Origin of the sequence: Alteribacter salitolerans, assembly GCF_016901055.1 — a bacterium.
In the GTDB taxonomy this organism is placed as follows: domain Bacteria; phylum Bacillota; class Bacilli; order Bacillales; family Salisediminibacteriaceae; genus Alteribacter; species Alteribacter keqinensis.
Genome location: NZ_JAFEUX010000015.1, coordinates 19,557 through 31,567, shown reverse-complemented (window position 1 = coordinate 31,567; position 12,011 = coordinate 19,557). Strand labels below are relative to the sequence as shown.

14 protein-coding genes are annotated in these 12,011 nt (G+C 46.1%); 3 read left to right on the top strand and 11 right to left on the bottom strand.

Annotated features, from left to right (window positions below; all coding sequences use genetic code 11):
* Positions 1 to 134: 134 nt before the first annotated feature.
* The 3 genes from JSY36_RS19155 to JSY36_RS19145 all read right to left on the bottom strand — a co-directional run bounded on the left by JSY36_RS19155 (position 135) and on the right by JSY36_RS19145 (position 1,639).
* Positions 135 to 275: a hypothetical protein gene (locus JSY36_RS19155; RefSeq protein ID WP_205167606.1), complete on the bottom strand. Its 141-nt coding sequence runs from the start codon at positions 273 to 275 to the stop codon at positions 135 to 137.
* Positions 262 to 588 (bottom strand): hypothetical protein, encoded by a 327-nt coding sequence (locus JSY36_RS19150; RefSeq protein ID WP_205167605.1) that lies wholly within the window; start codon positions 586 to 588, stop codon positions 262 to 264. Before JSY36_RS19150 ends, JSY36_RS19155 begins: the two co-directional genes overlap by 14 nt.
* 451 nt (positions 589 to 1,039) lie before the next feature.
* Positions 1,040 to 1,639: a hypothetical protein gene (locus JSY36_RS19145; RefSeq protein ID WP_122897586.1), complete on the bottom strand. Its 600-nt coding sequence runs from the start codon at positions 1,637 to 1,639 to the stop codon at positions 1,040 to 1,042.
* 152 nt (positions 1,640 to 1,791) lie between these two features.
* Between JSY36_RS19145 and JSY36_RS19140 the strand changes: the two genes are divergently transcribed.
* Entirely contained in the window at positions 1,792 to 2,685 is an 894-nt protein-coding gene (locus JSY36_RS19140) for a hypothetical protein (RefSeq protein WP_205167604.1), read from the top strand.
* Positions 2,669 to 5,305: a DEAD/DEAH box helicase gene (locus JSY36_RS19135; protein ID WP_205167603.1), complete on the top strand. Its 2,637-nt coding sequence runs from the start codon at positions 2,669 to 2,671 to the stop codon at positions 5,303 to 5,305. Before JSY36_RS19140 ends, JSY36_RS19135 begins: the two co-directional genes overlap by 17 nt.
* A 211-nt stretch (positions 5,306 to 5,516) precedes the next feature.
* Here JSY36_RS19135 and JSY36_RS19130 read toward each other — a convergent pair whose 3' ends face one another.
* The 3 genes from JSY36_RS19130 to JSY36_RS19120 all read right to left on the bottom strand — a co-directional run bounded on the left by JSY36_RS19130 (position 5,517) and on the right by JSY36_RS19120 (position 7,417).
* Positions 5,517 to 6,089 (bottom strand): BsuPI-related putative proteinase inhibitor, encoded by a 573-nt coding sequence (locus tag JSY36_RS19130; protein ID WP_205167602.1) that lies wholly within the window; start codon positions 6,087 to 6,089, stop codon positions 5,517 to 5,519.
* A gap of 71 nt (positions 6,090 to 6,160) precedes the next feature.
* A complete protein-coding gene (locus JSY36_RS19125) occupies positions 6,161 to 7,009 on the bottom strand; it encodes a YitT family protein (RefSeq protein ID WP_183163783.1) in 849 nt (282 codons plus the stop codon).
* 135 nt (positions 7,010 to 7,144) lie between these two features.
* Positions 7,145 to 7,417 carry a hypothetical protein gene (locus tag JSY36_RS19120; protein ID WP_205167627.1) on the bottom strand — a complete coding sequence of 91 codons (273 nt, stop codon included), beginning with the start codon at positions 7,415 to 7,417 and terminating at the stop codon, positions 7,145 to 7,147.
* A 121-nt stretch (positions 7,418 to 7,538) separates the two neighbouring features.
* Here JSY36_RS19120 and JSY36_RS19115 point away from each other — a divergent pair, with 121 nt between their 5' ends.
* The gene (locus JSY36_RS19115; RefSeq protein WP_183163784.1) at positions 7,539 to 7,679 is read left to right on the top strand and encodes a hypothetical protein; all 141 of its coding nucleotides are present in this window, start codon (positions 7,539 to 7,541) and stop codon (positions 7,677 to 7,679) included.
* Between the two features lie 443 nt (positions 7,680 to 8,122).
* Here the strand turns inward: JSY36_RS19115 and JSY36_RS19110 are convergent, their stop codons facing one another.
* The 5 genes from JSY36_RS19110 to JSY36_RS19090 all read right to left on the bottom strand — a co-directional run bounded on the left by JSY36_RS19110 (position 8,123) and on the right by JSY36_RS19090 (position 12,007).
* Complete coding sequence (locus tag JSY36_RS19110; RefSeq protein WP_122897591.1) at positions 8,123 to 8,269, bottom strand: lmo0937 family membrane protein; 147 nt, start codon at positions 8,267 to 8,269, stop codon at positions 8,123 to 8,125.
* A 297-nt stretch (positions 8,270 to 8,566) separates the two neighbouring features.
* Positions 8,567 to 8,941, bottom strand: a complete 375-nt coding sequence (locus tag JSY36_RS19105; protein WP_122897592.1) for a rhodanese-like domain-containing protein — start codon at positions 8,939 to 8,941, stop codon at positions 8,567 to 8,569.
* A 64-nt stretch (positions 8,942 to 9,005) separates the two neighbouring features.
* The gene (locus tag JSY36_RS19100; protein WP_205167601.1) at positions 9,006 to 10,139 is read right to left on the bottom strand and encodes an AI-2E family transporter; all 1,134 of its coding nucleotides are present in this window, start codon (positions 10,137 to 10,139) and stop codon (positions 9,006 to 9,008) included.
* A 119-nt stretch (positions 10,140 to 10,258) separates the two neighbouring features.
* Positions 10,259 to 10,489 (bottom strand): hypothetical protein, encoded by a 231-nt coding sequence (locus JSY36_RS19095; protein ID WP_205167600.1) that lies wholly within the window; start codon positions 10,487 to 10,489, stop codon positions 10,259 to 10,261.
* Positions 10,490 to 10,963: 474 nt separating this feature from the next.
* Positions 10,964 to 12,007: a LacI family DNA-binding transcriptional regulator gene (locus JSY36_RS19090; RefSeq protein ID WP_205167599.1), complete on the bottom strand. Its 1,044-nt coding sequence runs from the start codon at positions 12,005 to 12,007 to the stop codon at positions 10,964 to 10,966.
* Positions 12,008 to 12,011 lie beyond the last annotated feature (4 nt).

Below are 12,011 nucleotides of genomic sequence, written 5' to 3'. Positions count from 1 at the left end.
TTCCATCCTCTCCCAGCAACTATAATTATCTAAATATTACCACACATTATGGTAAGCATATGTAAAAAATCCATAAAGAAAAACCGATTTTTATATAAAAATCGGCCTCCTTAGGAGTAGTTAAGACTACTCTTTCACTGTGTCATACACACCACTTTCAAACGGTCCCCCGTTGCCCCGAGCCAGTCCGGATACGCTTCCAGGTGCCACGCCTGAAGATCCCGTTTCACCCCGGCACTGCTCATTTCATTATGTAATTCATTATAAACTTTCATGATCTGTGACGCGCTTCCCTCGTACTCTTTCACCGCATATTTTCCCGACGGTACCGAAAGTGACGTCATCCCCCTCAGGAATCCTGTTAAACTCCTCTACCTCAAGCCACTCCCAGTATCCGTCCTCTCCATTCTGTGTCACATCGACCACAAACGCACCCAGCTGCGTATTCATATCCACGACATTTGAAATTTCATTCCTTCTTTTGCTGAGTTCGTTTACCGCTTTCGGTATCCTCGCACTGAATTCCTCACCGGGACAGACAACACGAAAACCTACAATTTTCACTTCCCCTTTTTCAACAAGCTTCACTTCTCACCACTCCGCTCTCTTCGCTCTCTTATTTCACCGCTAAAAACGTTACTGCGTCACAGCAGCTCACCAGATTTCCTCTCACTTTGCTATTCGACAAAGACTCATCTCCATCCTTCAAGGTTTTTACAGTAGCACCGCAGAGGCGGACGGCTTTTGAACAAGTTAATTATGTATTTAAACGAGCTAGGCGGCTTATTAATCGAGTTAGCTATGCAATTAAACAGGTTAGCGCCGACTTTAAACAAGTTAGCACCCTTCCACCAAAAAACCTCTCACTCCGCACAGAAAAAAACGCTCCATTACAGAGCAGGCTTGTCCTCTATTTTTTCAACTGGCAGACCCATGCATTACACAGGGCCCAATCCCTCTTTATCTCTTTATCATCTATGTTCACCTATTCATTATCTCACAGGGCAAAAAGAAATCCGCGCATAGCGGATAAGGATCGCTAGTCGAGTTCGTGGAGTTCTTTGCGTTGATCCGCAAGGCTTTTTAGTTTCTGTTTAATCTCCATGCACTTCTCCGCGTCGCCCTCTTTCATCGCATCGTGAAGTTCCATTAGCGAGTAATCAATTTCAGCACCAAGGACATAATCCATGACCTCGGGATCCACCTCACGCTTATGGCCCTGCCGTTTACGAATCGTTCTGTATGAGCTCATTTCTTTCTCACCTCCGCCAATTTTCATTACAGAAACAATTTTCCCATTATCAAAGCAACTCACATAAATCCAGCCATCGGTTTCCGTCTTCACGATTCCCCTGCCCTTACCCTCTGTAATCAATTCCTCCAGGAGAATCGCCACTTCCTCGATATCCACCTGCAGCTCTTCCATAACAATTGCAGTGCCCTCGTTTTCCTGTTTCCTGATGGGAATCATCGCTTGTCCTTGGTCATTTTTTATTAGAAGTTCTACTGTCTCTTCTTCGTAACGCCACGTAAGGCGGAAGTCAGCTTGAAGCAATTTATGAATGAAGGTTTTGAGCATCGGTTTGGAGATTCGAACGAAAAGATCCTGAAACTCGGCCTTAAACCGAAAATCTTCCATGACCACGCTCCTTTCAATTTTCTTATTGTTATCCTATGTTCCTCCCCCGAAAAAAGAATGAAATTCAGCGTCCAAATCCAATTATTTTTGTTTGTCCAACCAGCCCAAAATCGGTAAAATAGGTGCATAACCATAAAAAGGGGACAAAACCATTGGCAAGCTTGACCGAACGATTACTCAATCACAACATTCATATGGACAACGCCATACCCCTCGCCCGGAAAATCAGCCATACCCTGATCAAAAACAACGAACCGGACCATAAAACAATTCACAACCAAAAGCCATACGACGCCCCCTACGCACTCTTTTTTCTCACCATCGCCTCCCTCGCCATCCAGGACCTCGTCAACAAACGCTACCTCACCTTAAGAAAGCCCGCCCTTACCCGCTTTCTGGAAAAAGGACTGAGGGATCCGCAGTACAACGAAGCCCTTTCCGGCGGGGAAGAGGCGCTGAAAAGGGAGCTTCTTGCGCGCATACACCGCCATCTCCCCACTCCCGCCCGGGAAGAACGCAACCTGAAAACAGAAGACCTGACAGACTGGCTCACGGCGTGGAAAACAAGACCCCACGCCGAAAAATACAAGCAATTTTACCACTCCATCCAGAACCCCGAGGATCAGGCACACCTGAAAAAGCATGCCCTCGGTGAACTCAGGCCACACCGCCTTCACCCTGGTGTTAAAAGAGTTTACTTTGCCCTCCTGGCTTTTCATGAAGAGTGGGACATCGGCCTTACTCACCTCCTTGCAGACGATAGCGATCCCCTCGCCTGCACACCGGAGCAGCTTACGTTCATTAAAAAAAGCCTCCCTTCACCGGCAGCCGTTGCTTTTCTGCACCAGTGGATCGAGAGGCTCATCGAAAAACGGACCGGCTCCCACTACAAGGAAGCCGTTCGTTATGTAGCCATCCTTCAGGACCTTTACGAAAAAAGCGGCCGTGCCGGACGCTTTGATGAATGGCTCGTCATTCTGCGCACACGTTATTCAGGCTACACCGCTTTTCGAAAGGAGCTCGACCGTTTTGAACAGGAACGTTAACATTGGACTTTTACAAAATGATACTCAGCCGGCCTGGTTTGTGTGGGCGGATCAAAACTCCTCATCACGTGAAGGTCAGCTCCTTTTTAAGCAGCAGCTGTTCCGAAACCATGATCCGTCCTTTTACGGTACCGCCTTTCCTGTTAAGGAAGTGTTTGATGAAACAGGCGGATCAGTGACAGGAACCGTCATTCCCGAAATACCCGACGGTCTTTTCACGGAATTAACCCCGTGGCTTGAAGCAACGTCCTACCCAACCCGGTATGGACGATGGACAAAGGAAGAAAAACTGGACCTGCCGCTTTTTTCTGCACGCAAAGACACGTCCCCATCGTACAAATGGATTATCGACGGGCTCGCTAAACCGTCTTCATCTTCCGCTTTAGACCGTCTCGCCCATGATCACGATGACCGGATCCGAAAATGGATCCGGGCTCTCGAATCACCTGATAAAATGTATGAACTGCCATTAAACCTGTACGAATACTGTCTCGACCAGCTGGGTCATACAAAAGCGGCCCCTTTTCAGCTGTCCTTGGCCATTAACGAACCGGATCTGTTTTCAGACGAGTGGAGCGCGGAACTGATCGTCACTGAGACCGCAACAAAGAAAACAGCAAGCCTGAAGGAGGTGACATCGGGGCATCACTCTTTCGTTCAAAACCCTGTTCCGGCCGTAAAACCTGCACTCGCAACCCTTTCATCCTCCGTTCCGGCCCTTCACGGCCTCAATCTCACGGACCCGAAAATCAAGCTGGAGGATGAAGAGGTATACAGCTTTTTACATTCCTACCAGGACGTTTGCGAACAGGCAGGTATCAACGTTCTTGTCCCCCAAAGCTGGGACCGTCCTGTCCAGCTCTCTGTCACAGGTGAAGTATCACCTTCTCCTTCCGGGAGCGGGGCAACTGTGTCGTGGCTGTTTTCCCACCACGACAAAGCTCTCCCGGAAGACAAACTCCGGGAGTGGGTGGACGAACAGCGCCATTTCATTTACTTTGACAACCGCTGGATGCACTGGGATCTGCAAAAAGCATCGGAATACCTCCGGCAGATTGACCGCATCCGTAAAGAAAATACGGTCACGCTTTTTCAGGCCATTCAGCAGATCGCATACATGCCTGATGCCGGAGCAGGTGCCCCCCCTCCTGATGAACCAGTCCAGATTAACTGGACGTTATCAGATACATGGTTCGATGACGTCACAAAAGCAGTGGTCCCGGCATTGGACACATACTGGAAACATACATTAAAACCATACCAGCAGGAAGGATCCCGCTGGCTCCTTGTAATGAGAAAGCTCGGCCTTGGCTGCTGTCTGGCTGACGATATGGGCCTCGGCAAAACCGTACAGGCTATTGCCTACGCCGATCACATTGAACGTGACCGACCCGTGCTTATTGTCTGCCCTACCTCCCTGCTGGAAAACTGGGTTAAAGAATTGAACCGGTTCGCCCCCCACCTAAAGCAGACGGTCTATTACGGTGGAAAAGCAACCCGGCAGTCCATGGACCTTGAATCAGGAGACGTTGTGCTCACAACCTACGCTCTTCTCCTACGTGACAGCGACGTGTTTCAGAAAACCACATGGGCATCGGTTCTGTTTGATGAAGCCCAGATGATAAAAAACAATCACACAAAGATCTGGAAGGAAGCGAAAAGCCTCTCCGCCCATCACCGGATTGCCATAACCGGAACGCCTGTGGAGAATCGCCTCGCTGAGCTCTGGTCTCTGTTTGACTGGTTCGCAGAAGGCTATCTCGGGTCCCTTCCCGATTTTCTCATCCGTTTCTCCGCCGACCCTTCCGGCAGGTTAAAAAACGTGATTGCTCCCTTTGTTTTAAGGCGCACAAAAGAACAGCAACGCACCGACTGGAAGCTGCCATCCAAAACAAACCGGACCCTCCACTGTGACCTGACTCGCGAGCAGCACCTCCTTTATCAGGCTGTGGTGGAAGAAACCCTTGAGGCAATGGAATTTCTCGCTCCCCACGAACGAAAAGGGGTATTCTTTAAAGGCATCACACGGCTGAAGCAGATCTGTAACCACCCGGCTCACTTTCTCGATGAACGCCGCCCCCTTTCAGGCCGTTCCGGAAAATGGGAAACCGTGATGAAAACGATGGAGACACTTCTCAGTGAGAATAAGCGAACCGTTCTTTTCACACAGTATAAAAAAATGGGCTATTTGATTGAGGAAGGCCTCCGCCACACGTTCGGAATGGAAGCAGAGTTTTTAAACGGGTCTATGAAAATGGGGGACCGCTTTGATCTGGTGGAGCGGTTTAACCGTGGAGAAACGGCTCCCGTTCTTCTCATCTCCATCCGGGCCGGGGGTACCGGTCTGAACATGACCGGCGCAACTGAAGTGATTCACTATGACCGCTGGTGGAACCCGGCCGTGGATGACCAGGCTTCTGACCGTGTTCACAGGATCGGCCAGACGAAACCGGTGACGATCCACTCTTTCACGACCCGGGGAACCATTGAAGAATCCATTGAAGCGGCTCTTCATCAGAAAAAGGAAATGTATACTTCCTTGTTCGGCGGAGAGCGCCACACCCCTGTCTGGGAAATGGACACGAGTGAAGTGAAATCACTGTTTTACGGACGGTATTAATAGAACCCTCCCCCGGTTTTGTCCGGGTGAGGGTCTTTGTGGTGTTTAATCGAGTTAGGATTGGCTTTAAACAAGTTAGCTGCCGTATTAAGCCAGTTAGCCTTCCCTTTACTCAAGTTAGGATCTCAATTAAACGAGATAGCTATTTTCGTTCCTCAAAACTAAAAACCTCCCGCCCGCAACATGCGGACGAGAGGCTCGTAACGGTACATTATTCCACTGTAATCTGCTTTTTCACATCAAACACGCTTTTATCAATCTGTTCATTATCGACAGAATAAATGTTGAGCATTGCTTCTACATCAAATGTCTTCCCGCTCAAATCCTCTCCTGCGTCCCACGTCTCTTCAAGCACAAGGGACTCACCAGGGGCAATGGTCTCTGAAACAAGAGCCTGGGTAAACATCATCCCTTCAGCAAAGTGGTACACCACAGTTCCGCTCTCATCTTTAACTTTGATGTCAAACTTCTGGCCGGAAGCAAAATCAATCTGTTTCTCTGCATCGGTGTCATTTTCGACTGTCATTGTAAAGCGAAGCTGTTCCTCTGAGTCTTCCACATCAAGAGTAAATGTTAAATCATGTTCAGTCACAGAATCGGTCCCTTCTGTTTGATCTGATGATTCTTCTGAAGAGTCATCGGGCGTTTCTTCTGGATGTTCCTCTTGGTCTGTATTTTCATCAGGAGTATCTCCTGTGGTATCATCGGCTGTTCCACAGGCCACAAGGCCGAAAGCTAAAACTGAAAAAGTGATTGATTGAATCCATTTTTTAGTAATTTTCATTTAGAAAGCCTCCCTTAAGTTGACTTGACTACATCATTAGTCGCCGCCTTTGTCAAAAGGTTACACTTTCGTTAATCTTTGCGGAAGAGTCCAAAGATACCAGTCGTCTGGACGATATTTGTAAAAGCAGTCGGATCGACCTCATCAATAATCTGCCTCAGCTGGTATAGTTCATACCTTGTAATGACGATCATCAGAATTTCTTTGTCCTCTTTCGTGTAGCCGCCTTTTGCCGGAATCCTTGTCACACCGCGGACAATCCGGTCATGAAAGACCTTTTGAAGCTCGTCCGGCCTTTTTGTGACAATCATGGCTGTGAGCTTCACATGGCGGGTATGGATGGTATCAATGATTCTGGAAGTCACATATAACGTGAGAAGTGTGTATAACGCTTTTTCCATTCCGAACATGAGGCCTGAAGTGATAACAATCACCGAGTTCATCATGAAAAAATAAACGCCCAGTGAACGGTCACTTCTCTTCGCCATAATTAATGCAAGAATATCGACCCCGCCTGAAGAAGCACCGTACTTCAGCACGATTCCTCCCCCGATACCTCCCAGCACACCACCGAATACGGAGTTTAGAATAATGTCATCAGAGATTGTCGTAACCGGGATTACTTCAAGGAAAAACGTCGTTGCAGCAACGTTAATAAAGCTGTACAGGGTAAAACTCTTACCAACCATTTTCCAGCCTAATACAGCCACCGGGATGTTTAACAGCAAAAGCATAATTCCGGGGGATAAAAAGGCCAGGGGAATCAGCTCTGAAATAATTTGTGCGAGACCGGTAAACCCGCTCGCAAAAACATTTGCAGGAATTAGGAAGAAGTTAAGGGCCACTGCCAGTACGGCAGCTGCCGCAACTGTAATGATCAGCTTTTTTACTTCCTCGAGTGGATTGATATGTGCAAGCATAACTGGAGCTCCTCTCACAATGTAAAACAGCATCGTATGTATGATTTCGTCATTATACTTGATTTTTAATAGTCTGTCTTGGAATCCAGAGAAAAAACCACCATGTACCCATGATGGTTCTTCCGGTTCCTATGATTAATTATTCATGTTTTCATTGTAGTAGTTAACGGAGTACATGGCGCCTTCATCCACCATGGAGTTGTCTTCCACATCCTCAGGGTCGGAATGGCCCACTTTTTCATTCAGGTACGGGTTATGATCTTCGTTCGTCTCATTTTTTACCTTTGCTTTCATTCGTTTAAACGAATGAGCAAGCTTTTGACGGTTCTCTTCTTTTCCAAAGTAATACGAGCCTGCCGCCACTGCAGTTGCTACTAAAGTTGAAGTAATGATTTTGTTTGAAGCCAACGTCACTCACCCCTGTTTTTGTTTGGATATCAATACTTTACCCCTTATTGGTTTCGTTAAACATCACATATCTTCCTTCTAAATAAACCATATTATGAACAGGCGAAAGGAGGTTGGAGCAATGCCTTACAATCCAAATCGTGATTCGAACAAGAAGCCCCGTGACAACCAGGCCAAACTTGAGAAGAAAAATCTTGAAGAACAGGCCAGCCGTCAGAAAACTGACAAACACAGCTATTCCAAGAAGACCGATCACCTTTAAAAGGTGAGGCCACTTAAAAAGTCCATTTTCTTTAAAATTGGCTCATAAAAGGTATGAGTTGATTCCGCTCATTGCACTTTCCGCGGACGGTTCGGTACTCCTCGGCATGCTGCTTCTTCCTCTGCCGGCTAAGCTCTGAAGCCATATGCGTCGAAGCAACTTGCAGCTTAATCATGAAGGTTATGCTCGTGCCTGGGGGTCTCCCCGGACTCGCTTTTACTGCAGGCGTGTCGCTCATTCGCTCCATTCAACACTTTTTTTAAACCGAATATAATCTTTAGCCCGTCAAAATATCAAAATCCCTTTTTTGTTGCAATTAGATCCTTAAAGTGGTGACGTTATTATCGGACTATGACTTTTTCAGTGGCCTCAAAACGTAAAAGGGAGGCCCCTTTTTATCTGGGCCTCCTTTATATGATCTCCGCCACGCTCTCTTAGCTTCGCTAAGCTGCTCGTCGTCCGGAAATTAAGTTAATGACAGCTACAATCAGAGCAACAACCAATAATAAGTGGATCAAACCTCCACCGACTTCAAAACTGAATCCGAGTAACCACATTAAGATGATAATACCTACAATTGTCCAAAGCATGTTTTGTACCTCCTGAATTTTGTTTTAAAAAAACTATGTTCTTAACCTCGAGTATTTCCTGCTGCATTATAAGGTGATGATAGGAAAATGCCGTCTTGATGTAATGGCTGAATCCTCCTTTCAAAGTTCCTTATGTGCTGCTTGTTGATAAAGTACCCCTTAAAAATCTGCCTTAAACATCACCTATTAAAAAAATGTCACAAAGACCTTCCGGCTATTGCTGATAATATAGCAGTAATATGCCCTTTCACTGCAAAAAAATGACCTTATACCTAAAAAGGTACAAGGTCAAAATACTTATTTTAACTTTTTCAATTCCTCAATATCTTTAATCTGCTTTTCAATACCAGTATTTACATCAGTATCCCACTCAAGCATACCGCCGTGGTAGTTTACAACCCGGTCGAAGCCCTGGTCTTTCAAATACAAAGCAACGTTTTGTGAACGGTTTCCGCTGCGGCAGATGAATACATACTCTTTATCCTTGTCAAATCCTTCAATCATCTCCGGCACCGAATGCATTGGCAGGAGAGGCACACCCGGAATGTGACCTGAATCATATTCGTCAGGCTCCCGGATATCAATAACAACCATATCCTCCGGTTTGTTATTCATAAGATCCTTCAGTTCATTTACATCTACCTGTTTTACACCATCTATTTCTTTAACCAACACAATCACCTCATTCGTTTAATTGTACATTTCCAGTATAGGAAACAGGGCCGGAAATCACAAATCAGTCGCTTTCAGCGGCCTCAGCTTCTTCTTCTTTGCCTTTCTTTTCATGATCCTGTTTACGCTTAAGCATGTATAAACGGTAGGTGTGTGAAACAACCACCTTCGAAACAGCATAGGTTGGAACTGCCAGAAGAAGCCCGAAAAGTCCGGCAAATTGTCCGGCTACAAGTAAAAGCAGGATGATCGTTAATGGATGCACAGCAAGCTTCTTCCCCATAACCTGCGGGGAGATGACATTACTCTCGATCTGCTGAACAACAACGATGGCAATCAGTACTTTCACAACCATCCACGGGGAGTCGATAATGGCCACAATTACTGCAGGAATGGTTCCGATCCACGGTCCAATAAACGGAATCACATTTGTCACCATCGCCACAAGGGCAAGGATAAGGGAATATTCGATTCCAATAATGAGAAACGAAATGTACATAAGAACACCGACACAGAAGCTGACAATAATCTGGCCCTGTATGTACGAGCTGAGGGCTGTATCCAGATCGCTCAAAATGCGGTGACCTTCTCCGCGCTGCTTCTTTGGCAGGTATCTAAGAACCTGATCCGGAAGCTTTTCACCATCTTTAAGCATATAGAAAAGAATGAACGGAATGATGATAGCGAGAATAAGGATGCTTGTAATCACACCGATGACACTGGCAATATTCCTCGTCAAAATTTCAAAAGCATTGGAGAGATATTCTGTGAAATTTTCTGTAATCTCTTCAATTGAGAAGTTTTCCGTCTCCTGAAACTGGTTGACCCATTCATTGTTCTGGAGCTCAATCAGCATATTACGGACTTCATTAAATAACCCCGGGGCATTATCCACAAGATTGTTCCACTGCTCCTGAAGGGTTGGACCGATCAAGAAAACCAGCCCTGTCATGAGTCCTACAGCACCAAGGTAAATGAGCAGGATTGATAAAGGTTTCGGTACTTTTTGTTTATGCAGTAAGTTTACTACCGGTCTGAGCAGGTAAAACAGCACTCCCGCAATTAAGAACGGGACAAACAATGTTCCAAACAGTACCTGAATCGGCGTAAAGATAAACGGTACTTTTGTTCCTAAATAAATGATTAATAAAACAAACGTGAGTCCGTATAAAAATCTGAAGAATTTAGACTGAGGCAACCCGTTCACCAACCTTTTGTATAATAGACTGATTATAGCATAATTTACCTGAGAACCATGACTTATAAGACTTAAATCGACCTCTTTAAGACCTCCCGGATTTAAATAGAATGTTGAACTCAGGTGTTGATTTGCGGCCCGTTACACTCCCTTTCCTCGGAGCGCTGGTGTTCCTCGTCGTACTCCGCAAGGCCACTGAAAAAGTCAATTTTCTTTAAAATAGTCTCAGTAAAGTCAGGTGCTGATTTGCGCTCTTTGCACTTCCCTCGGGCGGCTCGACCCTCACCATTTGCTTCTTCGTAGGCGAGAAGGCTTGTCAGCACCACCACTGGGCATGTACGCTTTTTCATTTTCTATACCCTGAAGAATGCGAATAGGAACAACATATACGAAATGTGTGCGTTATTTTATAAAAAAGACCTTCCAGAAATTTACACATAAAATCGAAACTGCATCACTCGGTAAATCTCTGCATTGCATGTTTAAAGACATCAACCCGCTGAGCAGTAAGAGGCTGGGACAGAAGTTTTTTAGCCAACGAGAATCCGAACGCATCATATGCGGTGCAAATAAATCGCTCCTGAAATATACTTCGCTCTCCGCGGGAAGCGGGTTACCCTCCTCCGGCATACTTCCAGTAGGCTGAGGCGTTGCCCGCAGAAAGCGTCCGTCTTTAGCGAATGCAGATTCTATGCTTATAAAGCAGTGTACTACAAATATCTGATAGGTTGATTATTCAACACTAAAAGAAAAGACTGTCAAGAAGACTTTCTCGACAGCCTGAAAACACCCGCCAAATGGAATTGGCGGGTGTCTGTCTGTTTTTATTGCGGCGCAAGCTTCTTTACATGCCTGTGGCACGATTGACGCTTAATCAGTTTATGTGGAATAAGCACTTTCTTCGGCTTTGTATCCGGACGAAGGATTTTTTCAACCAGACATGTGGCGGCCTCATATCCGAGACTGTAAATGTTAATATCGACGGTCGTCATCGGAGGCGCAGACAGCTCGGAGATCATCAGGTTATTAAAGCTTATGATGGAGACATCGTCAGGTACCTTCACATCCATCTCACTGAGCATCCGCAGGACACCAAACGTCATAATGTCATCGGCTACAAGGAGTGCGGTGGGCGGCTCTTTCAGGCTCATAAGAGCGATAACGGCTTCCTGACCACCTTCCTGAAGTTCTTCATGGAATACGACATATTCGTCCCGAAGCTTTATGCCTGCATTTTTCAGTGCCCGTTCATAGCCTTCCATGTGGTCTACAGTAACGACAAAATCAAGGTTCCCGCCTACAAAGGCAATGCGCTCATGACCGAGTAGCAATAGGTACTCTGTGACCGTTTTTGCAGCTTTAAAGTTATCATTGTTCACATAGGTTATTTGAGACATTCTGGCATCATAAGGGCGGCCGATTACGGTAAAAGGAAAGTTCTGCTCATGCAGGTATGACATCACTTTATCATTGACTCTTGAGTACAAAAGAATAATTCCGTCCACCCGGCGTCCCTGAACCATATGCTGGACTTCCTCAAAAATCTCTTCCTCAGTCTGCCCTGTAGACAGGTACAATCCATACTCAAGCATATGGGCTTTCGTACTTATTCCCCGGATAACTTCAGGGAAAAACGGATTCTGGAACGTTTTGTTTGCAGAATTCGGCATAACCAGTCCGATTGTCTTTGTGCTTTTATTTGCAAGACTGCGGGCGTTGAAGTTCGGGTGGTACCCGAGTTCCTCCATTGCCTCCCGCACTCTTTCCTTCGTTCGCTGGCTGATCCTTGAGCTGTTTGCAATCACTCGTGATACAGTCGAAGGAGCGACGTTTGCTTTTTTAGCCACATCTTTTATTGTTACGGTCATGGGC